Raw genomic sequence first — 25831 nt, 5'->3', positions numbered from 1 at the left:
TGGCCAGGAATTGACTGCAATTGATGCTGTGCTGAAGACGGCTGGAGTCAATCTCCAGCGTCTCAGGCAATAGATACTTGTCCAGCCGCTCGCGCTAGTGAATTATTCACGGTGCGTGGCATGGAGGACCTCGAGAGGTCCCTCGTTGGCGTGGGATAGCGAGTTCAGGCTCATAGTCCGAGAGGGTCGCTGTCTTCGGTTTGCGAGTCGAAATACGCGCTGGCAGCGCTCTTCCTTTCCTTTGCATATTTCTCGACCGATGCATCATCGATGACATAGCCCCCTTGCTCAGTGAGCGTGCCAGTTATGTCACCACGTTCAAGCAGGCGTCTCACATGAGGGAGGCTTACGAAGAGATACCTGGCAGCCTCATTGATGTTCATATCAAATCTCCTGGGCAGCCATATCGCTAGAAGATTGGACATAGCGCCGCTTAATACGAATCACAGCCAGAGATAGCACGAACCCGATTGCCGGCACGTGCAGCGGCAGCGCTTTATGGATGGCGACGTCCAGAAAACTCGTCATGGCATCTCGACCTTAAGCAGTCTACCCACGCTGAGATTATGGCACCGACTCAAAAGGGGCTTCCATCTGGACACACACGGCATATCCGGAGAGGGGCTATGGCTGCGCGGATAAAATCAAATTCATAAACAGACGACAACTCAACTAAGCAACGGAGGTTGCTCATGCGTCACGTCGTCGTCGTTCTCCTCGTTATTGTCCTTTCCATTCAACCGGTGCAACGGTATGCGCTGACGGCGGACCGAAGGGCTCTCAGCGTTCACGTCGGTAGCTTTGTCGACGCCTATGGAGCTATTGCTACCGCGAGAGAAGCTCGTCTGCCCATCGACAACGAAGAGGTTCTTGCCATGGGCTAGAATCGTGTGAACATCGCTTACTAACGGCTGTGCCCAGCCTCGGTCTTCTTGGGCGCAACCTACAAGAGTGCATCGAGTTGTTTGAGGGTTTCAGCGGCTCCCTTACCGAATCCAACACCATGCAACGGGTTTGCGTCCGGCTCCCGAACATTTATTCGAATGAGCCGTTGATGCGCGTTTCGCTCGCTGAAGCGCCGCACTGTGGGCAATGTTTTGCCTGCGCCGAGTTCCACGACAACCAGCCGTGGAACGGTTGCAATCCAGGCCTCCAGGCGCTCCCGTTGCTTTTCGTATGGCACATCAATCCACGCCCAGTCTCCGAACATCAGGATGTTTGGACGCGCGAGAGCGCCGCAACGTGGACAACGCGGCATCGGGCTCACCAACTTAGATGTCTTCCCATTCACGAGCGGGTGAAATTTTTCGGCCGGCCACGTATCGTTCGAGCAGACATTTAGGCATTGAAGTGCGTGGATAGACCCATGGCATTCGTGGACCCGGTCTTCGGGAAACCGCGCCTTTTGGAACTGCCCGTCAACATTGCTCGTGAACACGAATGCACCACGCGGCATGCGGTCCGCCCATCTCCGCAAAATCGCGAAGCCCTCGTGCGGGACGGTCTCACGGTAAAGCTTCAGGCGGTGTCCGTAAAAACCCCATACAAGCTCCGGATGCTCCGCAAACCTGGCTGGATTTGCCATGTCCTCGAACGAGAGGCCTTGCTGCCGGAGCGCTGGATAGGCGCGCCAGAAGCCTTCTCGGCCACGGAAGTCAGGAAGGCCCGAATCGACGCCCATCCCGGCGCCCGCAGTGATGAGCAGCCCGTCGGCTTCTCGTAGCCAGCCAGCAGCTTTCTCCAGATTTTCCTCTTGCGAATGGGACACCTATGCTCCTCAATTGGGTTGCGACGGCTGGCTACGCGCGCAAGTGCCACTCACCGAGGCCGTATTTCCCGCTTCGAGTATCAACGTCACGCTTGTAGCCGAGTTCCTTCACGAAGCCCAGTGACCGCAACACTTCGCGGGTGCGCATGAGGTCCTGAATATCAGCCCAGTCAGGCGTGTAGACGCAGATGACGTGGCCATCGCGGCTCATGCTGCGCAGGGCGGTGGACACCTTGGCACACATTAGCTGGTCATTCTCGATAGCGCCTCGAATTTTTCTCCATTCCTCGTCCACTTCGGCGCAGCTTACAAAGATGCACCATTTCCCTGCCGCATCTGCAGAGGCAAAGTCATTGTGGCTCGGGGATTTCTTGTAGTGCCACATGCAACTCATGTCCTCAGAAGGCTTGTCCGATTTCCTGAACAATCGCTCTTCCGCATCAATTCCCTCCTTCATGGAAGCCGCCTCGCGTCTGGCGCCACTCCATCGCGGCGGTAGTTGCCTGAATGGACTATCGTACGGCCTCCATATTTATCGCCCGCCCACGTGAAGATTTTCATCTTGCGATTCGGACACCGCTACGCTCTATTAGATTCAGCTTATTCGTTCTCAACTGCCGAAGCTTGGTAGGCTTTCGCCGCAGCATCCAGGTACGCCTGATAAGCCAGCACTGAGGCCTTCGTCAGGAACCGGTTGTTCCGAGTCGTGTGGTGTAGCTTCAGTTTTCCTTGTTCAAGCAGCTTCACGACATGTGGACGAGAAACGAATAGCAGTTTGGCCGCGTCGGCTGTGGACATAAAATCATCGGCTTCCGTTGGCCGCGAGATTTTCGTGTTCCTCGACATTGTGGCTAACCTTCCTGTAAAACAACCATCCGAACTCGCCCGATTTCAACTGTGCGAGCCCCTGACCGCCTAGCGTCGCGTTGGCTTTAATTCGCCGACGGTCGCGCGGCGCGCAATTTCTCCAGCTCTTTGCTGAGAGCGTCGATTTGCGCTTGCATGCCAGCCGCTCGTTTCAGGAGCTGCCCGACTTCATACCAGTAGGCATATCCTAAATCGCCGTCCTCCAAGCCTAATTCGTGGAACTTGCGAAGCGCAATATCGAGGTCAATGCCGTTGTTCGTGCTCATCTCGCCACTTCCTGTTTCTGAGGGATGGTGAACGTGCTCCCCGGAAGACGAGCGCCAAAACAAAACGCCTTCCTTCACGTACCGCCTTTTGATGCGCAGGATAACCAAGCTGAGTACGAAGCCGCATGCCGGCACGACCAGAAATGCCAGATACTTGAGAGCGAACTGCCAGATTGCTTCCATTACCTCTGTCGGGGTTAAGGTGTCGCGGCCAATTGCCGACGACACATTCCTCATTGCTTGGCGAATTTCGCAGCGACGCGCAACACTTCCTTACCGTCGCCATAGAAGAGCGCTTGCAACGGCGTCAGGTCATCCAGCGAGCTATTGGGCATTGTGAAGAAGCCCCACTTGTCCCAGCCTGTCAAATCACCGAGCTTTCGCACAACCTTCGCTAGGTCCTTTCGTCGAATTTGCTCAACCAGGAAGAATGCGGGGAAATACGCTTCATCGTCGATGTCGACACTGAAGATGCGCTGAGCAGCGACTTCTTTATTGACCCGTTGAGGGGTGAATCCGATGACGGCACAGAAATGAGAGAAGTGTACTAATCTTGCGTTGGCAACTAGGCGTGCCGGCGTCGATTCTCCTTGATTCGCACCACGCTCTATCCGCCGTTGCGCACTTTCTTCACGAATCGAACGTTGTTCTACGTTCAACACTGTGGCTAGCCCCGCAACTCTCACAAGCGCACGTTTGAACCGTCTCCCGAGTTCGGCGTCTGGAATTTTAAGAAGCGCTCGAGCTCCAATTGGGTCGAACAGGGTCACGGCGACCGCGGCGCTTCGCAGAAGCTCTAATACGTGGGAATCCTCAGACGGCGAGTCACTTGTCGGGTTGCTTTGACGGGGCGGCATGGTTAACCTCGCTCGAACAGCTATTCGTCAGTCCTTGCCGCGAACAACGGAGCGACGCGAGCGCGTGCTGTAAGTTCGCCGAGTCGTTCTGCAGTGGGGCGGGCCCAGATTTCCGGAAGTGCGCTCGCTGACGCGTCCAGCTCGACATCCAATGGGTAGTGCCTCAGCAGACCAATCGCGACTGATTGCACCAGACCGCGAATCGTGACCTCTTCTGCATTGCTAAGCAGTTGCAGAAAATTCCGTGCATCGACCACAGCTTTCGTGCGTTCCGCTGGCGTTGTCATGTCTTTCCCTCCACGAACACACCGGTTGAGACGTAGGTTTGTGCGCGCTATACAGACTTCGGCGCACCAACGCTCGGAGATATTTCGGCCATCCGCTGGGCACCTTCAGAACAGACGGTGACTCGCATCGAAACCCCAGAGAGCGTACTGACTGTGGAATCGTCACACCGGTTGCAGTCGACGTCCGACAAACTGGCCGCGTGCTGACGTCGACAATGACAGTCTCCGCGCGCAAGTGCCCGAAACTCAACTCCACCCCGACTGATACGCATATGACCCAGCGCGGCAACCTCTGCGACCTCAACTTAGCCAGACCGCTCGACACGAACTTGTCCGGCCGGCAGGCGACCAAGGATGGCAAAAAAAGAGATTCAAATGCGTCCGTTTTTATTTTAGGAAAGAAAATCGCGATGGCAAGAAAATGGTTGTGAGACGCTCCTACGAGCGTTCAGTAGCGGCGGAGCGACCGACCGCAATCAGGTCGCGGTAATCAATGTAGAGGTCAAGGCTCGAGCTGCCGAGCGCGAGAATGCTTTGGAGGAATTCAGGCAGGGAGATGTTGCCTTGGTCGATGTGCGAGGCCAGCGTCTTCTCGCTCAGACTGGCGCCGAGTTGCACCATGCGCTGTGCGAGGTCATCGACCGACACGGTGGGATGTCGAGATAGTTCAGCTTCGAGAACCGCTGTGGCACGGGCCTGCCAGCTATCGGACCGGGAAAAAGCATCGAGCCAAAGTTGGGGTATCACGGAGTGCGTGACATGCAGAATCTGAAGCAACATAGACAGCTTCACCCGACCACGCGTCACGCGAAGCGCCAGTGACCGCTCGCTCTCACTGACATCGACGGCCTGTAGCGCCGTTGCGAGTTCGGCATATCCCATCCCCTTTCGCGCCAGAATGACGCGCACTATTCGCGCGGCCATATCCGCCCAACAGGTGTCGACGTGGCTCACAAGGCTCCTTGCAATCGTGCGATGCCGGACTAAACTAAACTGAAGTAAAAGTCGCCAAATCTCACTTCGTATTGAGCAACATCAATACGGCGAGTGGCGGAAAAAGAAAGGTGTCTGTGGACGATTGTACTGTGCCCTGGCTCTTCAACAAGAACGAGAAAACGAGCGAGCGAACTGACCTGAAGACCAAGAAGATGTTCGGTATCGGCAACAGCGGGCGCTGGTACGAACGAGGGGAAGAAAAACAGAACAACCGGGGGAGTCAGTTATGGCGTCTAAACGCTACAGGCGTGCGCAATCTCGCACAAATGTTGCTGTGCGAGGTCTCTGACGGTACAATGTGCGGCTAATTTACCGTTTAATAGCCGATTTGTCAACTGACGGTCCCGGGCAAGGCGCCACCGGCGCCAGCTACCTTTCGCAGGAAAGGAAATGGGGCGCCACCATTTCAGGATTTTGGAGGTCGTAACGCTGATTCAACGTTACAAATAAAAACGGGGCGAAGAGAGTTCGAGTCTCTTCGCCCCGCTTCCGGCGGACCCAACAGAGCCCCGCCGCAACATTACGCGCGCGTAATCTCTCACATTGGGTTCGTGTTGTCAACCCCTGCCTGCTCACTTTTGCAGGCTCAGGGGGGAGAAAACTCGCCCCTAATTTTGTGTGAGACCCGTATGAACACGCCCCTCAGTCGTGGCGCCGGCCGCGCTTACTTGTCGCGCGGTGAGCCTTGCACCCCCGATGCGTTGAGCCTTGATAGCCTGCGTCGTCGGTTGTCTCATCAGACCTGCTTCGCTGAACGCGCCAACGTGTTTGACGCGAACATAGGCCACTGCGGTTTTGAGTGTGCTCCTTCGCTGTTGTCCATCCAAGGCTGGTTCGGCGTCGATGGGGGGCTCGTATGAGCACCGAAATCGTGACCTCAACCGAGAGCGTTGAGGCGCCCCTGCAGCTGTTCACGTACTTTGCGCAGCCAGGCGAAAATCCGGCGCTGTCGCGCGCGCCGGCGCTTGCGACAAGTGCAGAGGCGGCCGCTGCCGTTCAATTCCTTCCCGACCTCTCGCGCGACAGTGGAATCGAGCCCGACAACCGCATTCTGATACCGTCGAACGTTCATCGCCGTCTCTTCATGGACGTTGCGCAGTCGGTAAGGGCGAGCGCCGTCGAGCGTGACCTTTCCAATCCAGCGTATCGCTCCAAGGTAATTGCGGCACACCGATTCATCAACCATCGGCGAGACACGCATGGGCACTCGGTGCTTGCCTCGGACGTGGCCCTCCCCAAGGTGTCGACTAAAGTCCATCTGGTCGTCGTCCCAAACGGCATCGGCCAGCATGCACTTATCAACGCATGTCAGCGTGTCTTTCAAACAGAGAACATGCTCTTCGAGGTTCCGCTTGAGGGGCGACCCAAAGGCATTCGGTTCGCTCGAATGGACACTATCGCCGTTCCCTTTCCACCGGACGGCAACCCCGCTAAGTTTGGCCGTACGCTCGTGAAGCAGGTCTCACCCATCTTTGACGTAAGCCACGCGTTGAAGGCCATACGAGAAGATGAAGTCGGCACGGCGGTGCAGTCGCTGCTTCTATCGCTGAATGTCGGAATGGTCATCGTCGGCCCTGTGTCGAATCACATGTCTAAAGCTCGGACAGCCGCCGGCATGTGGTCGATGCTGGGACAGATTGCAGCGGCGACGGGTATCCCGTTCGTCATCGTCGCAACACCCGGGGCCGCAATTAACCTTCTCGAGCAAGGCGACGCTGAAGCCGCGCTGACATCTCGCGGCGTCTACTGCATCGAACCATTCTCACTTAACTCTACCAAGTGGGCGCATACATCCAGCACAGTCTGGCTGAAATACTTCCGTGCTGCAGGCGCAACGCAGTCGCCGTGGTTCTCCGCTGCGCTCCATGCCGTGAGTCTCGGCCGGGTTGAGCTTGCGTTAAAGGTCGGAGCCTTCGTTGCCGGAACGTGGGCAACTGGCGGCAAGGTCGAGCTGTCGAAGGCACAGTTCTTCGCATACGCTCATCAGGCGCTCCTGTTGCAGCAACCGATGCTCGAGGCGGTACGTCGCGCGCGGCGCTCCGGTACGTTCACTCTCGGTCGTATCAGGTGGTTCAGCGATTGGCTCGAACTCCCGACGGTCGTGCAGTCAATTCTTGCGCTTGACAGCGACAATGACTCTTCTCAGAGCGGCTCCGTCATGACCGCAGCGGCTCTCATCAATAGACTGATGACGGATGTGAACCGTGAACTCGCACAGTCTGGCAGCCCGCCTGCCAGGAAGCCCGAGGAGACGGACGCGTGAGCACGTACACATTCTTCGCCGCGGCCGAAGCCGAGAGCGCCTGTTCCATACTCAAAATGGTTGCTCAAACGACCGATTCCCGAGACGCGAAGCTCGCCTACGCGTCGTTCTGTCGGCACTCAGCCCCTATCGCGAACTCGCTGCCATGCAGGGCCAGTCGGTTCTGCGCAATAACCGAGAACTACTACGGCCCACCGGCCGTTGTCCTGGTTGCCAACAGCCTTGCCGAATGGCACGCCATTGGCATGACGGCACTGTCGCGTGAGGCCCTAATGCGTGCGCTTACCGACGGCCGGGTCCGCACTCCATGTCCCTCGCTCGATGCGCTTTGTCAATGCGGCAACCGTACCGAGCTAGAGTGCCCAGAATGCGCGCGATTGGACCAGCGGCTTCTTGGTCGTTCGGCGAACCATACGACTCACTGCATCGACTACGTCACGCGATGCATTCACCATGACGCGTTGCTTAGGTGTGGCGGTGCGGGAAGCCGACTTGAAGCGCTACTCATACATCCCGTGTCTGAGGCCGCGCACCAGAACTCGGTGAGATACGCGCGGTGGGCGACTGACCTAGCGACTCGCTCATTCAACAGGCAAACGGCTTGGTCGGAAATTGCACGACTTCTCACCGAGCGCCGCTACCTCAACGAGTCTAACCGTTGGAGTCTAGCCAGCCTGCGGAGCGACTTTCAACGCTTCTTTTCTTCTGGATTCGAAGACCCGCGCCTTACTCACATCACAGAAGAAGGAGACTACGTTGAGTCTGCTATCCGCAATGCAGCACGCGGTCGCCCCATCCATCCGACCATGGTTGTTCTGCTTGCGATGTTCGGGACCGAGGCCGACACGCTTCCCTTGCGTGCACGACGTACTCGACCGCTCGCACCACAGACTGCGAAGGAGCAGAGGGAGGTCGAGGAGCACCGGTCTCAGTGGCTCTCCACGTGCGCGCAGCACAAAGGCACTTCGCGCTCATCGATTCGTCGCCTCTCGTCGGCGGCCTGGGCTTGGTTGTATCGCAATGACCGGGCGTGGCTCAAGCTCAACGAGGTATCGAAGATTCGTTGGCATGGCGGGAGACGGTTGAAGGCGCCGCCGACCGCGGTCGAGACGTTCATTTCATCGACGCCGGAGGATTATCGCGCATCGAAACATGGCAGGCCGCCGCTTCCATCTTCGTATCAGAGCCGGCTCGCCTTCGGAATGCGTGACCACGCTTTTGCTCAAATCTCTGAGCGGCTAGGCGGGGCCGGCCCCCATGCTCAGCTTCCTGGAAGGAAGCGCATTTTCGTTACCCGCAGGGTGACGCATGCATTGAACACGGTCGCTCCGGGTGCCTGCGCTCAAGCCGATAGCTCTATCGCGCGCATCGCCAATCTTCGCCCGGAAACCGTCCGCGCGCACACCAAACGCTAACGGGCCGCTTGCCCAGCAATCGATGACAGATTTTAAACTCCCCAGCGCCTACTTCCCGATTGAAGAGGGTGAACTACTAACAAAGTATTTTTCGAGAACCAGTGCGAATGCCCATCACGATGTGGTGACCCGAACTTGGTACGCGCCGAGCGGTCTTGACCGCTACATCGAGCCCTTCAAAGATGTCATCGGCACGTTTGAGGACCTTCGCGGGCACCACACCTTCCTGCCTCTGCAACTGAGGACGACTACCCCAGAGCAAACCGACGTGATTATCAAACACACTCAACATGAGTACGCGCCCGGAATCATGGCGCCTCTAGGCATGAATGGTCCAAACGGTGGCAGGTTTCGAGTGCTTCCTACCCTGTGCCCTGAATGCGCAAAGTCGAACATTGCCCTCTGCGGTACACCATACTGGAACCGGGCCAACATGGTGCCGGGACTGCTGTTTTGCTCAGAACACAGGCGCCCATTGGAGGTCGGATGCGAAGAATGCGCGGTCACACAAAACCACAACAAACTCGTATGGCCCGGGAAGCATTGTGGCTGCGGACTCAAGCCACTTGATGAAGTATCGGGGATGTCGTCGTCCCAGGAGGAGCATGAGATAGAGCTTCATCGAGTTACTAAGCTGTTGCTCTGCCCCGACTACATGCCTGGCTTGAATCGTGATTCGATTGGCGAAGTGGTCCGACGTCGTACTCGAGAGTTGGGGCTTATTGAGTTTGACGTGAGGCAGACGAAGCTCGCCCATGCCTACCTTTCCAATCATTCGACAAAGAGACTTCTTGAACGGTGCGGCGTTCTGTCTACCGAGGGCCTGTCGAATGACCATCTCACGGGGAAACTCGTTTACTTAAATCCGTTGCAAAGTTCCGCGCTGCTGATGGCTCTTTTCGACGGTTGGACTAACGTCGAAAACGCTATCGAGGAAATGAATGCAGACGACATTCAATTCAGGCCGTTGAAGCGGAAGCCGGGAGGACAGCGGCTTGAACTGGAACTTCTCACATACACATCGCGCAAGACCCGTAGCTTTGTCGAAAGAAATCGCGAGTCGTTGGCAGCGAGAGCACAACTCAAATACATCGCCATTCGCGAAAACATGCCGCATCTCAACCATAGGGGGATTCGGAAGGAGCTGGCATGCCCCGGACAATACGCGCCAACAGTCAAATCGCTCAGGGCCGCCGGAGAAAGCGTGCCAGAAATCACCTTTGACTCCGACAGAAACAAGGTGATTGACAAACTACTATCGGAGCGGGTAGTAAGTCTCGCCCTGAAATTCGCGCGAAGTGGATGCGGAAGGCAAGTTTCGACGAAGAGACTTCTGGCTGGCACTATCCTTTCCAAAAAGACCCAGTACCGTCATCTCTTCCCGCTGACCGACGAAGCGTTGACGAACCACTCCGAGAGTCATGATGACTGGTGCACCAGAGTGGGCCGCCCCGTATCTACGAAAGGGACAGAAAAAGTGCGTGCACTCGAAAGGACCGATACGGCAAAGCGGCGTCCGCGAGAAAACCGACGGCAGCCGAACCAGAGTCCGGTTGCGCCCTTGGTTGACTTTCTATTGTGTAGCGACGCACAACAAGATGTGCCTAAGGCGGCACAGGCATTCGAATGATGGGCGCCAGTTATGCGAAATCTTTCAGATAAACAGCCTGAGTTCGATTTTGTGCTCGACGCTTACAAAGAGCCGGCCCGCAAGCCCCGTGCGACGGGCTACCATCGTCAGCCTTACATTCGTGAGGCTGCGACCATCATACCGAAGCCTGAGACTGCGCAGACTAGCTCTGATTGCTCTTCAGAGCACGTAAAGCTAATCGAGCAGACCAAATTCGCGATTCTTGATTTGCCACGTCCCTTCGCTACACCTCCTGGCCTTGTGGTCGAGCCCTTCGATGAATACAACTGGGAGACTGGGGAGCGGTACGAATCGATACTGGAAGCACGGAAGCCATCACTTGCAACGCGCGGAGTGTTACCAAGCCTCAAAGAAAATCGGCTTCTACAAGCCCTTTCGATGGGTGAGTTCACAATTCAGCTCGCGTTGATGTTCCATCCGTACGTGGTCGACATTCGTGAGCAGTATCCGTACTACACCGAAGAGGCATATCTACGAGCGCAGGCCGCGGGTAAAAAGATGAATCGCTCGGACTTGCTCACGTTTGATTTGGTGCTCACTTATTGGCATCCGAATCTGCGCACACAGCGCTACCACGTCGTGAGCGTTAAGCACGCTCGCCACATTCTTAAGAAGAAGGATGAGGACCGAATAATAAAGGAGCGCACGCTCTGCGCTGGCCGGGACTGGACGTGGGAGATGCTGCGCTCCAACGCAATTCCGAGCCGCGAGCTCGCGAACTACGCCGCGCTGTGGTCAATGGCAAAGAGCGAAAAGGTGCGCCATCTTTATGAGCGCTCCAAACGGTTTGCAGACAACCTGATGACTCATAGCGTTCGCGGAACCCTCGAAGCTGTACTGGAGCGTCGCGCGGAGAGCATGGGCGTCAGCATGAACACAGTGGTTCATCTTTTCGTATCGGCTGTGTCGCACGGATTCGTAACGTTGGACCACTCGAAGCGCGTCGACACGCGACTCCCGATTCCGCTCGCTTAAACGTTTTCATTCAGGCCGGCGCTTCAGACGGCCGTGCTTCAAGGAGAAGCTCATGCGCTCGCATATCATGCCTCCCGCGGCGAAGGAAAGCTCGCCCGTTCCTCCGCCTCGCATCATTACGGACGAAGCGTTCGCAGCACGCATCATTGAAAGCTACCATCGGCGAGCATGGCCCTCCGGGCTGGTTCCAATGAAATTGTTTGCCCGCAGACGTGATAACGGGGGGGCCTTTTATCGGGCAGTAACGTGGGACGCAAACAATCGCCACCTCTATGTTCTCCGTCTGGTCGCGGGAAGCGGAAGCGGCACACTATACGGAGGTGGTCATTGGGAGCGATGGATTCTCGACGGTGATGAAGACCCACTGAACGATGTCTACTCCATTTCAGACATTTTCACGCCGGACGAAATCCAAAAGGAGTCTATTCCTGTCTCCGATGCGAGCTTGTTTGGCCTTGACCGTAGGAAGTCTATCGTCAAGGCCTATTCGGATGTTACGGTCGACTACAACGGTGCACCAAAGGACATGTTCAATCCGTACATCTTGAGCGACCCGAACGCCAGGAGGGAGGCGCTGCGTCACGTCTGGCAGAACATGGGGCAGCCTCCAGGTTACCAGTCCACAATCCTCGAATATTTCTACAGACACTGCGCTTACGGTGGCGTACCGCGCGCACTGATTAAACGAACCGACCGTAGAGGCGGAGCAGGCCAACAGCGCATAGCAGTAAACACCCGGCGTCCCGGCCCGAGCACGCGGTTGGAGAAAATCGCCGACGACAAAACTAAGTACCTGGGGCATCCGCGAATGATGCGCAAAACCCATGTGCGTCCAGCAGACTTCGTCAAATTTGTCGCAGCTATCGAAAAATACTTCATCGGCGAAAAGATGACGCTCACGAACACGTACAGCGCGATGGTGAGCGACCAGTATGAGAAGTATCCCGAGCGCCTGATTCCCAGCTGGAAGCAGTTCCTCTACCACGTCAACAGATACATCCTTGCGGCGACGGACGCCAAACGCAGACAACTTGGTCGCCGGCTGTCGCGGAAATATCTATCCTCAAAGTCCGGGCAGGCGACGCACCTGACCCTGGACATGAGTCTCGAAATTGTTGACGTTGATGGCTTTGTTGCCAAGGTTCCTGTCGCGGCGCTCGTCGCTGATAAGATTGAACCAATCTTCGTGACCATCATCTTCGCTGTCTCTCGGCGGACTGGAGCTGTGGTCGGGTATGAAATCGCGATGAGTGGCGAGGACAATGAATCCTTTCGCCGATGCATAGCATCCATCTATATTGACAAAGCCCCGCGTGCCCGGGAACTCGGTCTCCACGACGTCGAGGACTTGCCGCATGGGTCTATCGATGGCGTCTTTGTCGACAATGGCGCAGGTGCGAGCGACGACGTTATCGACACGGCGTGTAAGGAGATGCATCTCATCATGTACCTGGCGCCCCCTGCAGCAGGCGAGAAAAAGGGAACCGGTGAGAGCCTGAACGGCATCATGTTACGGCTTATGGCGGAAGCGCGCGGTGCCTACACTCGACAACGCGATATTCTCTCGAAGGACCTTCGCGACCGCGCAAGAAATGAAACCCCCATCACGGTGGAGCAATTGGAGGAGTTGGTCCTGCTGGCCATCCAGCACGTCAATCGCTTTGCAAAGAAACGCAATCTGCGGAGCGAGACCATGCGCATGAACGGCTGCCACCGTATCAATCCTACCGCTCTCTGGACGTACCACCAGACCGCGCGCATCGGCGACCAAAAGGTCGAACTTACTGAGCGCGAGGCTTGGGAGAAGTTCATCCCCTGGCGTGACGGTACGGTTCGCGGCGGAAAGGTTGCTTACCTTTCGATGCGATGGAGGTCTGATGAGCTTGACAACTACTACGATGACTTTATGGCCACCCGGGTTGGCAAGTCAGAGAAGTTGAAAATTGAGTACAAGCGTGTCGGAGTTCATGCGACGACGCTTCAGTGGCGGGACAATCGCGGTAACCGCGGCGAGTTGAGACTTGTGGAGCAAGATGAGTTGATGCTCGAAAGGGTTACCTGGAAAGCTCTTGAGCTTCGAAACTTGGATGACGCTGCACTTATGACAGAGGATGAAGTTGAGAAAGGCAGGCATCGCCACCAAATCAACGTGCTCACCAACAAGGAGCAGAAGAAGTTAAGTGACCACCACCGGCGCTCTAACCAGACGGTGGATACCGTTCTCGAAGCCGAGACCATTCGCGGAGCTCGCAAGAACGCCAAGATTCGTCAGGATAGGAAGCGCTTTGCAAGAGCGGAGGGCGTGACAGCAAATGTCGATGAGGCACAGGAGCGGTACGAGGCGGTAAAGTCGGAGGTGTTCCTCACCGAAGATGGCACGGTCGTTATCGATGCTGACTTCGACGATGAATACGACGCAATCTTGGCCGCACATTTGCGCGCCGCATCGCAACGCCTCGGCGCGTAGGCGTCCAGCCCCGCCTCCAGCGAGCGTCCCAGCGCTCACCTCGGGGGCGGAGCGGTATGGAGGCAATCGACGAGTTGCTAGGCATACTGTGACCGCGTTCCGCACGAATTCTGACGACAGAAATCTGAGAACATCTGTCAAGCAATTGTTTTTAAACAATATTTTTGACGGCTCAAACAAAAATTTGCGAGCCGCAGTCACTCCGCCTTATGGTTATAAATTGCGCTCTGTGACAGGAAATAAGCAATGAGTGATGAAATCCTTGAACTGCTGGCTAAAGAGGGGCCGCAGTTAAGCAGCCAGCTTGCTGTCGGTCTTGAAACATGGTTGGGCATTACGCCCGCAGCAGCTCGAAAGAAAGTCGAACGGCGAAGCAAGTCAGTGCGCGAGCTGAAGCTGCCATTCGCCCGCCGTGCCAAGTTTCTGTATACCGCTGCGCAATACGGGAGCACTAAATTCTGGACGCGATTAGCCGAAGCGCTTCAAGAAGGTAACGGGGCCTACGCGCGAGTGATTCGAGCCCTTGGTGCGCGCGGCGGCCTACTTCCGCTGGCACATCTAGCATCGGCGGCAGGCATCTCGTCCGGCGACCGGCAAATCTCGTTCGAACGTGTCTGGCAGGACCTTGTGGACACCAAGTTGTTCCAGACCATAGAAGTGCCAGGCTTGGGCGAGTGCTTCGCATTCGCCAAGAAGGACACGTCGCTTGATGAACTGCTCCCTGGGATACGCGCTCGACTTATAGCGGAAACCGTGCTGCTCGAGTCCGTTCAGGAGTGGGCGGCGAAGCTGGGGCTCGGCAGCTACGGGAGCTTCAAGTTGCGAAACTGCCAAGTGGGCGCCGCACCTACCGTCTCGGTTTTTCAGTGGGACCTGACGGCGCCGTCATATGTCAGTGCGCTTGCGACTTGGAGCGCCGGCCGCCCAAAACCCGGTTTTATGGTTCTGGACGTGCTCTTGAAGGATGAGGTCGGGTTGAACGACCTCCAGCCCTTCATATACAAATGCAAAACGCTACGCCAGGTGCGCAACGTTCGCACCCTGCAGTTCTTCGTCGCCCACCGCTATACCCGCGAAGCCCTCGAAGCTATCCGGCGCGAAGGAATTATTCCCGCGACCACAGAGTCGTTGTTCGGTACGGACGTAGCCCGAGCACTGATGGAATTGAGCGGCACGCTCGTGCAAGCAGCGACAGAAGCAATCGACCCAGAAAAATTCTCTCAGCTGTTCGACAAGCTTGGAAAGGTCGGGGGCGCCGCTGGCACGCTCCGTGGGGCGCTGTTTGAGTTCATCGTCGCAGACGTGATGCGGAGGACGGTGGCCAACGCCAGCATCGCCATGAACATTATTTATCGTAAGGGTGGCAAGGACGTTGCGGAAGTAGACGTCAGGGTAGGCGTGCCAGGCCAGGAGATTCGATTCATTGAATGCAAAGGGCTGATACCCGGCAATCGATTGCCGGATGAAGAAATTGAGGCCTGGCTGACCAAGCGCATCCCGAGCGTCCGAAGACAAACGCTCGACAATCCCGAGTTCCAGAATCTCACGCTCACTTTCGAACTGTGGCTCACTGGCGAGCTTTCGCCGGAATCTCAAAGAAGAATCGCGGACGCACAGGCAAACGTGGACCCGAGCCGGTACAACATCAAGGTCGTGCTTAAGCACGACATCGAAGAATCGGTGAAGAAGTTCCCCGACCTTCGGAAGGTCGTGAAGCAACACTTTCTGGAGCATCCGATGGCGGCTCCGATTGATGTCATCAATCCGGTTTCGAAGCGGAAGATTTCTCAGGCTGCTGCCAAGTTTTCACACCTCTCGTTCGACGATTTTATGGGCGACCCCAACGAGGCAGACCAGAGTCCGGCCTGACGAGTTCAAGCTTAAGCATAACTGTTAGAACTGCGCTAACTGAACGGACTTTCCCAGGTACAACACGGGCGCGTTCGCGGCAGCAAGGTTGATGGTCGAGCGGGCCGTTGATTTATAAGAATTTTTCGAACCTTTAAGGACAATTAGCGCCTTTAAGTACAACTGTTAGAAGCTGCCACTAGTGTTCCTGGATGGGCTTCTTGTGGGTCTTCCTTTGTCGAACTACCCAATAGGGATGCGTCGAACGTGAGGCAGGTGGGCGAAGGGCGCCCCCTCGCACAACGGAGCCTCTCCAGCCAAGGAAGAAATGAACGGACCTACTGCAATGGACGACCGGTTTGATAGACGAGAACTGCTGCTTCATCTCGGCGATGTGCTCAATGCCTTGAATTCCCTGGTCACGGTGGACAAACCTGCCGCACCGATAGCGCACCTCGTGCAACACGAAGCTTCCTTGCAGCGCTTCGAGTTCCTCCGGACGCTGGCGCCAGAAATGACAGTGGCCGAATTTACCTCGCGCGTTGCGAGCGCGTTCTTCGGGTGGCCAGGAGAGTTGCTTGAGGCGGAGCTCAACCGGGAGGGACTGGCGTCGACGGTTCAGCGCGAACTCTTTGCCGGCAACCCGAAAGGCTGGGCAGCCTACGCCGCGCAATTGCAGAAAAAGGTGACGTGGTTTGGAGTGGGGCTGCCGACAGTCAGAAAAGGCGCTCGCGCCGGTTCGTTGCACGACGGCAAAGATGAGACGGCTCCGCAAGCGTCGCCGGTCACGGCCGTGCCGCTCCCGGATGCAGATGCGCGCATCGAAAAGAAAGGCTGGCCCTGGCCCGAACCAAGGTCGTGACCCTCACTTCGCCAACCTGGATTTCACCCAGCGGTAGAACTGGCTAATGGCGTCTTCTCTAGGATGCCCGTCGCGCCAGGTGAAGAAGTAGTCGAGCGACGCCGGAATCTGCACCTGTCCCAAGCGGACCAGTTCGCCGCGTTCGATGAAATCCCGAGCCATCTGAAGACGAGCCGTCGCGACGCCCTGACCGGCGACGGTTGCGTGCAGGAGCAGGCCCGGGTCGTCGAAAATGGGGCCGCGCACCGGTTCCGAACCCTGAATCCCCGCGGCTTCGAAAAAGTCGCGCCAGCCTCGGCGTGAGAAACGCAGCAGCGGCATGTCGACAAGCTGCTCCAGGCGGAAGTCCGGGTACCGGGCTAGCAACGCCGGGCTGCATACGGCGACCACCTGATCATCCAGAAGCTTGCGAATCTGGAACCCCGGCTCTTCGACACGCCGATGCCAAATCCCGATGTCGAAAGGATAGGGGTCGGGCGGGGACACGTCCGCATGCATGTGCAGCGACAGGTCGACGTTCGGATAACGCTCATAGAAGTCACCCAGCCGTGGAATCAGCCAGACCGAAGCGAAGTCGGACATGACGCTTAGCTCGAGTCGCGTCACGCTGTTGACGCCGGGGCGGGTGGCCTGAAGCGCATCCCGCAAATCGTCCAGGCTGCGGCGAACGCGGTCGGCTAGCTGCGCACCGGCGGCCGTGGGGATCATTTGCGTGCCCACGCGCTTGAACAACTCGACACCCAGTTCGGTTTCGAGCGCGCGCAGATGATGGCTGATCGCGCTGTGCGTCAAATGTAATTCTTCCGCAGCGCGGCTGAAGCTGCGGCGTCGGGCAGCGGCTTCAAGCGCTCGTAGCGCCTGCAGAGGTGGGATATCGCGTGGCATGACGTCAAATTCTACTCACAATTGCGTCGCAAATCTCTCGCTGGCTCGACGCACTGTGATCGCGAATAATCGGTAACCCAGCGTTTGTCTCCGGGTTTTGACTGCATCATGACCGCCACCAGGTTGCGCGTTTTCGCCGTGTTCGCGCTCGGCTACTTCATTTCCTACCTTTTTCGAGGCGTCAATCTCGGCTTTGCCCCGTTTTTATCCCACGAGATGGGGCTCACAGGGACCGACCTCGGAACACTGACGAGCGTCTACTTCCTCGGCTTTGCAGGCGCGCAAATTCCCGCAGGCGTCCTGCTCGATCATTACGGCGCACGCCGGGTCACTGCGTCTGTTCTGTTGTTCGCAGCAGCGGGGGCCTTGATTTTCGCGCTGTCCCATAGCATGACCGGCATGATGGTCGGGCGCCTGCTCATCGGCGTGGGCGCCTCTGTGTGTCTTGGCGGTGCATTCAAGGCCACGGCGCAACATTTCCCCGTTGCTCAACTCACGCTCGTCAATGGTCTTGTGATGGCGGTTGGAGGCCTCGGCGGCGTGGCAGTCGGCGCACCGCTGACCTTCCTGTTGACGTTCGCACCGTGGCGAACGGTGAGCCTCGGGCTCGCCGCATTGACCGCTTGTGTCGCCGCAGTCATCTGGGTTGGCGCACCCGCCGCCGGCCAGAACGCCACTCAGGCGAGCGTGCTGGACCAGTTGAAGGGCACGCTCCATATTCTTCGCAGCCACGCCTTCTGGAAAGTCGCGACGTTTTCCGCGCTCACTCAGGCCGTGTTTTATTCAATGCAGTCGCTGTGGGTCGGCGCGTTTCTGCGCGACGTCGCGCCTGCCGGCGCCGCGAGCGGCACGGCACGGGTGGGCGCGCTCATTTCGGTGCTCGGGGGCGCTTTCATCGTTGGCAACATCTGCTTCGGCGCACTTGCCCGGGCATTCGAGCGGCGTGGCGTTCGTGTGCAGACCTTCTCGGGCGTCACCATGGCGCTGTTCGTCATCGTTCAGGCGCTGCTCGCCGCGCGCGTTCCGCTTCCCGAGCCGCTTTTGTGGGCGGCTTACGGGGCCTTGGGCGGCACCGGCATTCTCACCTATGCGGTATTGGCCGAGCATTTTCCAGCGCGTCTGCTGGGTCGCGTGAATACGACGTTCACGTTGGTCATCTTCGTCGGAATCTTTGCGGCGCAAATCGCGATTGGCGCAGCGCTTGGGCACTGGACCGCAGACCAGGGGCGTTACCCGGTCGTCGCGCATCAAATGGTCTGGGCGGCTCTCATCGTCGTTCAGAGCGTCGGAGCATTTTGGTACTTTGCTCCTGGCCGACGAAAGGGCATCGAAGCGTACGCGGCCGAGCCACAATAGACACGCCTCGGATCGTGGCGGCTGAATCGGTTGGCCGCCTCAGCGCATCTTCGGCGTGCCCTTCCGTGCGGTCGACTCAGCGTTTGTCCTTGTCGCGAACATTAGCTGATGGTTTCACGGTGCTTCCGCCGTTTCTCCTGCGGCGCTGAAAGAAAGCACCGAATCCAACCGCGACGATCAGAGCCGCCATCAGGCCCCCGCTCATGCTGGTCATGCCGGTTGTGCCACGCGATTCACTCGCGGCCGAGGGAGCAGACGCGACCGTTGGCGAAGAAGCTTGAGGTTCCACCGGTTTCGGAAGCGCCACGCCGGCGGCGCTCCCCTGGCGCACAAGAGAGGCTTCCGATGTCGCTAACGCCTGGGATGCGGGAAGAACGACTGCTTCCGAAGCAGGTCCGACAGGGGCCATGGCGGTAGCCGGGGCGATAACCGGAGCCGCTGCAGCGTAGGAACGTGTTTCGACCGACCTGGCCATCGCTTTCCACTGCGCGAATACGGTGTCGATACAGTGGACGTCGCTGCAGGCGTTACGCGATTGCCGCCACTGGGCCAGTTGTCCGGGCGAGAGTTTGCCGCCGCTCAGGAGAGCCTGCTGTTGCGCGGCGATGTCGTCGTATTCGTTGTTCAGGATGGCGTGGTCGCATATCACGCGCTCCGCCGGTTGCCGCGTGGTCGCACATTGAATATCACTCGCCCATGCAGCGGTCGAACCCAACGCGGCCATTGCCAGCAACAAGACCACATGTCGTCTCAGATGCACCCGTCCTCCTGGAAAGTAATTGCTGCTATTGCATCAGCGATAGCCTGGTTAGGTTTGAGGATTTCCCGCCGCCGAGTTCCCTTTTTTCTCGCCGGCGCGACTTCTGTCACGAGGTCGGCGCAAGTTATCGCGTGAGAAAACGTCTCGAAACACACGCGCTCACCGATTGCTTCACCCCTCGTGAAAAGAGGACAGTCGCGACGTTTGCAGAGGTGAGCACAAAATGGGCCTGCGGGCTTTCACCGTTGAACAGCAGGGGTGCAGTCACACGTTGTGGCGGGTTCGAGCGAGCGCTGGGTTAATGCTGGCCGGCATTCAGTAGCAACCAGATTTGCCGCGTCGGTGGTCCGGCAAGTATTCGCGCAAACGCCGCACGGCACCGGACACAGGTGTAATGCTCTTCTATTCGAGCGTCCTTCACCGCGCCGACACCGCTGAGCTTGAGGTGAGGGTGCGGAAGCTCTGTCGCCGACTTCCCGTAGAGATCGGCACACTGTGCACAAGGTTGAATCCAGAGGTCCATTTGGAGGGCGTGTGGATGAAGTCTGTCAGAGCGGCAAGCATCCAATAGTCTGGCGGCCGGCGTATTGACCGTTGACGAATCGGCAGTTTGCGTTAGGGCGATAAAGCCGGGAGACATCGATGAACTGCATCCCGTTGATGGTTTGAACTCCTATCATTGGTGAGCGGACTTCAAAAACCTGGCCGCAGTTTGTCATTGTGCCTGCATGAGTATGTTTGCGCTTTTCGAGAACGCGCTCCTGCGCCTGCTCTCAAGGCCGGCTTTCTCCGCGTCGCTGAGAAACCGTACCTGACTCAAGCCTGAATGCACATCGGCAATAGCGCGATGGTTCCCGTGACGGCCTCGACAGCACACCTCACTCGCTCATTGCCTCACCACCTCCACCGCGGCGGCCGAAACGAACTCCGCCCGCACGCTGTCGCCGACCTTCAACTCATTGAGCGGAATGCTCGCTGCCGCCCGCAGTACCTGCTGATGCTTCGGTCCGCGCAGCGTCACCATCCGGCTCTTGCGATCGATCTTCAACACGGTCGCGACAATCTGCACGCGGTGTGCCGACGACGCATACCCCGCTGAAGCCGGCATCGCCACCGTTGTCTCGATGCGTTCGCGAACACCGCGGGTCGTCACCTTGTCGACGTGAAGCAGCAGCGCCTGCTGGTATGCCACGTTCAACCTGTCGCCGACCCGTAGTTTTTTGACATCGGCCAGTTGCGGATTGACGTCGACATCCGCCAGATGGCCGTACGGACCACGCAGCGTGACGCTGTTGGTGGCGGGGTGGATCGCTACGACACGGACCTGGGCGTGCACGACCTCGGCTTTTCCGAGCGCCGTTTGGCTGGCATAGGCGCTGGTGTCCTGTGCGAGGCCGGACTGACAGAAAGCGGCTGTCGTCAGGGCAGCCGCACACCAGACAACCAGGGCTGATGGGCCCATTTTGCGCAGACGAGTCATTCGTTGCTCCCGAAGTGAGCACCGCAAAACGACAAATACGGGTGACCAACCTGACCGATCCACCTGACCAGGCGAGACAACCCGAAGCCGATCACGCTTGCGCGTTCACAACTCCGGACGCGCCAGGTCGCTGGTCACGATGTGTTCGCCATATACCTGCGCCGCCGCGAGGGCTTCCAGCCTGGTCGCGTAGGGTCCGAGTTCCGGCGCGCCGTCGAACGGGAACAGCACACGGCCGTCGGTGGTTCGAACCACTTTCAGCACGCCGAAAAAGCGCCGGTAGCCGGCCAGTTTCGACGTCGCCGACACTTCAAACTCGTCCTCGGACTTCGCCGGAACACTGGGAATGAATGCGGTCTTGCTCATACCTGAAAACATCTCTTGTTCAATGGGCCGGTACCTGCCGAAAGGTCGAGGTGCGCCCGGTTGTCCCGGGAAGATATTCCCGGGCGGTCCCCATTGTCTCAAATCCCGGCGCATCGAACCGGATCCCCGTTCAGCCAGCCGGCCATCGCCTGCGTTGCGCAGGCTGGAGCGCCACGGCAGGTCCGGCGGCCGGCATCATCCAGCGGCCTTGAGCGCGGCCTCATGTTCGGCCGCTAGTGCGACATCCCCCTCATCCACTTTCACGAAGCTCGGCCGCGAGCAGATGCGCTTGACGTACTCGAGCAGGACCGGCGTCTCAGGCACCAGCTTGAACATCATTCCCCAATGCAGCGCGATGCCCCACAAGATATCCGCGGCCGAGATCCTGTCTCCGAGCAGATAGGGCGACGCCTGCAACTGGCTTGTCACGGTCCCGAGCATCGAATCGAAATCGCCGTACGGCGAGGTGGAGGGCGGCGCCGGTTCGCGCTTCATCGCCCTGTCGACCAGCGCCGGCTCGTAGCATGCCGCGTAGTAGACCAGCCAACGCAGATACGGCCCGCGTGACGGATCGTCGAGTGCGGGCGCGAGGCCCGCCTCGGGAAACAGGTCGGCCAGATAGATATAGATGGCGACCTGTTCGGTAATCAGCGCGTCGCCGTGAAGGATCGCCGGCACCTTGCCGAGCGGATTGATCGCGAGATACGGCGCCTTGCGCTGCTCGCCGGCCTTCATGTTCAGCACCTTCAACTGATATGGGGCGCCGAGCTCCTCGAGCAGTGTGAGTGCGCTGACCGAGCGGCATTGCGGTGAGTGGAACAGCGTGATCGAGCGGTCGGTGGTCATGGTGGGATCCCTCTGAGTGAGTGTCTGACAGGAAAGGCCAGCGCTCATCTGGCGCCGGATGGCCTCATGCTATGCGCCCATACCTGTCAGTTTGTGTCAGGTATGACTAAACTTGTCGGCATGAGAGCCAGCCGCCTTCTTTCCATTCTGATGACCTTGCAGGCACGCGGACGAGTGAGCGCGCAATCGCTCGCTGATGAATGCGCGGTCTCGCTGCGCACCATCTATCGCGATATCGACGCCCTGAGTGCCGCGGGCGTTCCCGTTCAGAGCGAACGTGGCGCGGAAGGCGGTTACCGTCTGCTAGACGGGTACCGAACGCGTCTGAATGGCCTGTCGTCGCAGGAAGCCGAGGCGCTGTTCCTCGCGGGCTTGCCAGGCCCCGTGCAGGCGCTCGGTCTCGGGGCCGTGATGGCCGGCGCGCAAACCAAGCTGCTGGCCGCGTTGCCGGTCGAATTGCGCTCGACGGCGGAGCGCATGCGCTCGCGTTTCCATCTCGACGCCCCGGCCTGGTTCGCCGATGCGGATCAGCCCGCGAACCTGCCGTTGATTGCCGGCGCGGTGTGGGATCAGCATCCGCTGCAGATTCGGTATCAGAGCTGGAAGGCCGAAAAATCTCGCCGGATCGAACCGCTCGGCATCGTGCTGAAAAGCGGCGCCTGGTACGTGGTTGGGCGTGTCGGCACGGACAACCGTATCTACCGAATTTCGCGCATTCTCGAGTTGAGCAGACTGGACGAGACTTTCGAGCGGCCACCCGCTTTCGATCTGACCGCTTTCTGGCAAGACAGCACGCAGCGGCTGTCTGAGGAGATGCATGCGAGCGAGGCAACGTTGCGCCTGTCGCCGTGGGGCATGCAGATGCTCGAAGTCTTTACCTCACCGTTCGCCCGCGCTGCCGCGAAAATCAGCGAACCGGATCCGGCCGACGGTTGGCGCATGGTTACGTTGCCGGTCGGCTCGATCAGGCAGGCCTGCGCGGAACTACTGCGCTTCGGCACCGAGGCCGAGGTGCTGGCGCCGCCCGAGTTGCGCGCCCATTTCGCCGAAGTGGCGGCAGCCTTGCACCGCCGGTACGCGCAGTAAGCGCTCGCCTCATATGCGGCGTTGAATGACCGACATACTGCAGGTATGAGGCGTGATTCACGTAGACGTCATACGTGCTGCCTAGAGTTTGCCCGCGAATAAAACTCTAATCCCCAAGGGCAAAAACATGTCACAGCGCAGTGGGTTGCGTGCTTTCTTCATGGTCGTTTGCGCGGCCTTAATTGGTCTGATCGTGGCCGCGTGCGGCTCGTCATCCTCGTCGCTCAAGCCGACCGGACAGCCGCAGATTCAGCACGTCTTCGTCATCACGCTCGAAAACGAAAACTATGCGACCACGTTCGGCGCTAACAGCAAGGCGCCGTATCTGTCGCAGACACTGGCTTCGCAAGGCGCGATGGTCCAGCAGTACTACGGCACGGGCCACGTGAGTCTCGACAACTACATCTCGATGATTAGCGGTCAGGCGCCAACGCCGGAAACGGACAATGACTGCATCACCTATCAGGACTACAAGCTCACCGGTATGACGCCGGACGGCCAGGCGATCGGCTCGGGCTGCGTGTACCCGGCCAGCGTCAAGACCTTGCCCGATCAGTTGACGGCCGCGGGCTACACCTGGAAGGGCTATGAAGGCGACATGGGCAACGACCCGACACGTGAAGCGGCGACGTGCGGGCACCCGACGCTCAACACGACCGACCTGACCCAATCGGCCGAAGCGCCGAGCGCGGCCGTTCCGCTGGGCGATCAATACGCGACGCGTCACAACCCGTTCATGTACTTCCATTCGATCATCGATTCGCCGGGCTGCGGCCAGAGCGTCGTGAACCTGAACCAGCTTACGACCGATCTGCAGTCGATCTCGACCACCGCCAACTTCAACCTGATTACGCCGAACCTGTGCGACGACGGCCATGATTCGCCGTGCGTGAACGGCCAACCGGGCGGACTGACGAGCGCGAACACGTTCCTGCAGAAGTGGGTGCCGATTATCACCGCCTCGCCGGCCTTTCAGAAGGACGGTCTGCTGATCATCAACTTCGACGAAAGCAGTTACGCCACCGTGACGCAATCGGCATCCGGTGAGGACCTGATCTTCGCCGGCTCAACCTGCTGCAGCCAGCAGCCGGGTCCGAATCTGCCGGCGTTCCCGCAGACTTCGTCGCTGGCGTACAAGGGTTTGACGATCAATCTGACCAAGCAGAGCTTCGGCGGCGATCAGACCGGCGCGGTGATGATCTCGAAGTTCATCAAGCCGGGTACGGTGTCGACGGTGCAGTACAACCACTACTCGATGCTCAAGAGCATTGAAGACATCTTCCAGCTGGGACATCTGGGCTACGCGGGGCAGGCCGGTCTGGTCGGGTTCGGCAACGACATCTTCACGAACCTGTAAGCGATCAGATGCCGTTTTTTGCAACGCGATTTACCGGACGCACAGCCACGCGGCTGGCGGCGCTCGCAGCGCTGATTGGTGCAGCGAGCTTGCCGTGCGCGGGAACAGCCGCGCCTGCGCCGGCGGCGGCCGGCGCGAAGCCGGCCTACAGCGATGCCGCGGCGCTCGGCAAGCTGATGTTCTTCGATGCGTCGTTGTCGGCGTCGGGCAAGATGTCGTGCGCGAGCTGTCATAGCCCGTCGCACGCGTACGGGCCGCCTAACGGGCTCGCCGCGCAATTCGGTGGGCCCGACATGCACCGCCAAGGCACGCGCGCCGTGCCAAGCCTGCGCTACGTGCTGAACCGCACGCCGATGTGGAGTCACGCGCAGGCAGCGAGCCTGTCCGAGCGGCTGAGCGAGACGGACAACGCGCCGGTTGGCGGCTTCGGCTGGGACGGGCGCTTTAACCGCCTGCACGATCAGGCGAGCTTCCCGCTGTTCAACCCGGACGAGATGGCGAACAAGGATCCGGCGGCCGTGCTTGCGAAGCTGGAGCAGGCGCCATATGCCGCACGTTTCAGGGAAGTGTTCGGTCAGAACATTTTCGCCGACCGTACGAAAGCGTTCGCCCAGGCGATGTACGCCATCGAGCGTTTCGAGCTTGAAGACCCGAGCTTCCATCCTTACACCAGCAAGTTCGATTACTACCTCGACGGCAAGGTCCAACTGACGGCACAAGAGTTGAGAGGCAAGAAACTGTTCGATGACCCGGCGGGTGGCAATTGCGCCTCCTGTCACATCGACCAGGTGGGTGTCGACGGCTCGCATCCGCTTTTCACCGACTTCAACTTTCAGGCGCTCGGTGTGCCGCGCAATCCGGAACTGCGTGCGAATGCAGACCCGAAGTACTTCGATATGGGTCTATGCGGGCCGCTGCGCACCGACCAGTCGAGCGACACGAGCAACTGCGGACTTTTCAAGTCAGTGTCGCTGCGTAATACAGCAACGCGGCAGGTGTTTTTCCACAATGGCCGCTTCCATACGCTGAAGGACGCGCTGCGTTTCTACGTGCAGCGCGACACGAATCCGGCGAAGTGGTACCCGAAAGACGCACACGGCAGAGTCGATAAATTCAACGACCTGCCCGTTGCGCTGCGCGTGAACGTCGATACCACCGACGAGCCGCTTACGC

General features: G+C 58.6%; 28 protein-coding genes. 14 read left to right on the top strand and 14 right to left on the bottom strand.

The genetic code is table 11. The annotated features are described in order from the left end of the window. Window positions 1–170: 170 nt before the first annotated feature. Together BCY88_RS29075 and BCY88_RS39960 are read right to left on the bottom strand one after the other, a co-directional pair. The gene (locus tag BCY88_RS29075) at window positions 171–383 is read right to left on the bottom strand and encodes a helix-turn-helix domain-containing protein (protein WP_120347613.1); all 213 of its coding nucleotides are present in this window, start codon (window positions 381–383) and stop codon (window positions 171–173) included. 1 nt (window position 384) lies between these two features. Further along, complete coding sequence (locus BCY88_RS39960; protein ID WP_183081479.1) at window positions 385–528, bottom strand: hypothetical protein; 144 nt, start codon at window positions 526–528, stop codon at window positions 385–387. 164 nt (window positions 529–692) lie between these two features. Between BCY88_RS39960 and BCY88_RS29070 the strand changes: the two genes are divergently transcribed. Then, window positions 693–884 (top strand): hypothetical protein, encoded by a 192-nt coding sequence (locus tag BCY88_RS29070; RefSeq protein ID WP_120347612.1) that lies wholly within the window; start codon window positions 693–695, stop codon window positions 882–884. Between the two features lie 59 nt (window positions 885–943). On the opposite strand, the gene BCY88_RS29065 is transcribed toward BCY88_RS29070, so the two are convergent. From BCY88_RS29065 to BCY88_RS40725, 6 genes are all read right to left on the bottom strand, one after another. Then, window positions 944–1681 carry an SIR2 family NAD-dependent protein deacylase gene (locus BCY88_RS29065; RefSeq protein WP_120347655.1) on the bottom strand — a complete coding sequence of 246 codons (738 nt, stop codon included), beginning with the start codon at window positions 1679–1681 and terminating at the stop codon, window positions 944–946. A 118-nt stretch (window positions 1682–1799) separates the two neighbouring features. Further along, window positions 1800–2225: a putative phosphothreonine lyase domain-containing protein gene (locus BCY88_RS29060; protein ID WP_120347611.1), complete on the bottom strand. Its 426-nt coding sequence runs from the start codon at window positions 2223–2225 to the stop codon at window positions 1800–1802. Between the two features lie 143 nt (window positions 2226–2368). Continuing rightward, window positions 2369–2566 (bottom strand): excisionase family DNA-binding protein, encoded by a 198-nt coding sequence (locus BCY88_RS29055; RefSeq protein ID WP_183081478.1) that lies wholly within the window; start codon window positions 2564–2566, stop codon window positions 2369–2371. A gap of 134 nt (window positions 2567–2700) precedes the next feature. Continuing rightward, on the bottom strand, window positions 2701–3084 hold the full coding sequence (locus BCY88_RS40475; RefSeq protein WP_259461544.1) for a hypothetical protein: 384 nt from the start codon (window positions 3082–3084) through the stop codon (window positions 2701–2703). A 50-nt stretch (window positions 3085–3134) separates the two neighbouring features. Continuing rightward, a complete protein-coding gene (locus BCY88_RS29045) occupies window positions 3135–3671 on the bottom strand; it encodes a hypothetical protein (RefSeq protein WP_147408567.1) in 537 nt (178 codons plus the stop codon). Window positions 3672–3778: 107 nt separating this feature from the next. Further along, window positions 3779–4045 carry a BPSL0761 family protein gene (locus BCY88_RS40725; RefSeq protein ID WP_120347608.1) on the bottom strand — a complete coding sequence of 89 codons (267 nt, stop codon included), beginning with the start codon at window positions 4043–4045 and terminating at the stop codon, window positions 3779–3781. 215 nt (window positions 4046–4260) lie between these two features. Here BCY88_RS40725 and BCY88_RS39625 point away from each other — a divergent pair, with 215 nt between their 5' ends. Further along, window positions 4261–4476, top strand: a complete 216-nt coding sequence (locus tag BCY88_RS39625; RefSeq protein WP_147408566.1) for a hypothetical protein — start codon at window positions 4261–4263, stop codon at window positions 4474–4476. Between the two features lie 7 nt (window positions 4477–4483). Here BCY88_RS39625 and BCY88_RS29035 read toward each other — a convergent pair whose 3' ends face one another. Beyond that, complete coding sequence (locus BCY88_RS29035; protein WP_147408565.1) at window positions 4484–4999, bottom strand: DUF6471 domain-containing protein; 516 nt, start codon at window positions 4997–4999, stop codon at window positions 4484–4486. A 71-nt stretch (window positions 5000–5070) separates the two neighbouring features. Between BCY88_RS29035 and BCY88_RS29030 the strand changes: the two genes are divergently transcribed. The 8 genes from BCY88_RS29030 (at window position 5071) to BCY88_RS28995 (ending at window position 16522) form a co-directional block, all read left to right on the top strand. Next, window positions 5071–5349 carry a hypothetical protein gene (locus tag BCY88_RS29030; RefSeq protein ID WP_147408564.1) on the top strand — a complete coding sequence of 93 codons (279 nt, stop codon included), beginning with the start codon at window positions 5071–5073 and terminating at the stop codon, window positions 5347–5349. A gap of 548 nt (window positions 5350–5897) precedes the next feature. Then, the gene (locus BCY88_RS29025) at window positions 5898–7304 is read left to right on the top strand and encodes a hypothetical protein (RefSeq protein ID WP_120347605.1); all 1407 of its coding nucleotides are present in this window, start codon (window positions 5898–5900) and stop codon (window positions 7302–7304) included. Window positions 7305–8110: 806 nt separating this feature from the next. Further along, window positions 8111–8719, top strand: coding sequence for a TnsD family Tn7-like transposition protein (locus tag BCY88_RS39955; protein ID WP_183081477.1), 609 nt, complete (start codon window positions 8111–8113; stop codon window positions 8717–8719). 22 nt (window positions 8720–8741) lie between these two features. Continuing rightward, entirely contained in the window at window positions 8742–10349 is a 1608-nt protein-coding gene (locus tag BCY88_RS29015; RefSeq protein ID WP_120347603.1) for a hypothetical protein, read from the top strand. A 12-nt stretch (window positions 10350–10361) separates the two neighbouring features. Further along, window positions 10362–11345 carry a PDDEXK family nuclease gene (locus tag BCY88_RS29010; RefSeq protein WP_120347602.1) on the top strand — a complete coding sequence of 328 codons (984 nt, stop codon included), beginning with the start codon at window positions 10362–10364 and terminating at the stop codon, window positions 11343–11345. A gap of 52 nt (window positions 11346–11397) precedes the next feature. Then, entirely contained in the window at window positions 11398–13812 is a 2415-nt protein-coding gene (locus tag BCY88_RS29005) for a hypothetical protein (protein ID WP_120347601.1), read from the top strand. Between the two features lie 246 nt (window positions 13813–14058). Beyond that, window positions 14059–15681 (top strand): hypothetical protein, encoded by a 1623-nt coding sequence (locus tag BCY88_RS29000; protein ID WP_120347600.1) that lies wholly within the window; start codon window positions 14059–14061, stop codon window positions 15679–15681. A gap of 325 nt (window positions 15682–16006) precedes the next feature. Then, window positions 16007–16522, top strand: a complete 516-nt coding sequence (locus BCY88_RS28995; RefSeq protein ID WP_120347599.1) for a hypothetical protein — start codon at window positions 16007–16009, stop codon at window positions 16520–16522. Window positions 16523–16525: 3 nt separating this feature from the next. Here BCY88_RS28995 and BCY88_RS28990 read toward each other — a convergent pair whose 3' ends face one another. Beyond that, the gene (locus tag BCY88_RS28990; protein ID WP_120347598.1) at window positions 16526–17407 is read right to left on the bottom strand and encodes a LysR substrate-binding domain-containing protein; all 882 of its coding nucleotides are present in this window, start codon (window positions 17405–17407) and stop codon (window positions 16526–16528) included. Window positions 17408–17515: 108 nt separating this feature from the next. Here BCY88_RS28990 and BCY88_RS28985 point away from each other — a divergent pair, with 108 nt between their 5' ends. Beyond that, window positions 17516–18763 (top strand): MFS transporter, encoded by a 1248-nt coding sequence (locus BCY88_RS28985; RefSeq protein ID WP_120347597.1) that lies wholly within the window; start codon window positions 17516–17518, stop codon window positions 18761–18763. A 76-nt stretch (window positions 18764–18839) separates the two neighbouring features. Here BCY88_RS28985 and BCY88_RS28980 read toward each other — a convergent pair whose 3' ends face one another. The 4 genes from BCY88_RS28980 to BCY88_RS28955 all read right to left on the bottom strand — a co-directional run bounded on the left by BCY88_RS28980 (window position 18840) and on the right by BCY88_RS28955 (window position 22215). Then, the gene (locus BCY88_RS28980; protein WP_259461543.1) at window positions 18840–19523 is read right to left on the bottom strand and encodes a hypothetical protein; all 684 of its coding nucleotides are present in this window, start codon (window positions 19521–19523) and stop codon (window positions 18840–18842) included. An 886-nt stretch (window positions 19524–20409) separates the two neighbouring features. After that, the gene (locus tag BCY88_RS28965; RefSeq protein ID WP_120347596.1) at window positions 20410–21003 is read right to left on the bottom strand and encodes a hypothetical protein; all 594 of its coding nucleotides are present in this window, start codon (window positions 21001–21003) and stop codon (window positions 20410–20412) included. Between the two features lie 105 nt (window positions 21004–21108). Beyond that, a complete protein-coding gene (locus BCY88_RS28960; RefSeq protein ID WP_120347651.1) occupies window positions 21109–21369 on the bottom strand; it encodes a DUF6723 family protein in 261 nt (86 codons plus the stop codon). A gap of 195 nt (window positions 21370–21564) precedes the next feature. Then, window positions 21565–22215, bottom strand: coding sequence for a glutathione S-transferase family protein (locus tag BCY88_RS28955; RefSeq protein ID WP_120347595.1), 651 nt, complete (start codon window positions 22213–22215; stop codon window positions 21565–21567). Between the two features lie 102 nt (window positions 22216–22317). Here BCY88_RS28955 and BCY88_RS28950 point away from each other — a divergent pair, with 102 nt between their 5' ends. The 3 genes from BCY88_RS28950 to BCY88_RS28940 all read left to right on the top strand — a co-directional run. Continuing rightward, window positions 22318–23301 carry a helix-turn-helix transcriptional regulator gene (locus BCY88_RS28950; RefSeq protein WP_259461542.1) on the top strand — a complete coding sequence of 328 codons (984 nt, stop codon included), beginning with the start codon at window positions 22318–22320 and terminating at the stop codon, window positions 23299–23301. A 127-nt stretch (window positions 23302–23428) separates the two neighbouring features. After that, window positions 23429–24658, top strand: coding sequence for an alkaline phosphatase family protein (locus BCY88_RS28945; protein ID WP_120347594.1), 1230 nt, complete (start codon window positions 23429–23431; stop codon window positions 24656–24658). Between the two features lie 8 nt (window positions 24659–24666). Beyond that, window positions 24667–25831, top strand: a 1165-nt coding sequence (locus tag BCY88_RS28940; RefSeq protein WP_120347593.1) for a cytochrome-c peroxidase, incomplete at its 3' end; no start/stop codon positions are given.

Origin of the sequence: Paraburkholderia fungorum (assembly GCF_003610895.1) — a bacterium.
Lineage (GTDB): Bacteria > Pseudomonadota > Gammaproteobacteria > Burkholderiales > Burkholderiaceae > Paraburkholderia > Paraburkholderia fungorum_B.
Note: the sequence above shows the minus strand (reverse complement) of the source record. Positions and strands in the feature narration are given on the sequence as shown.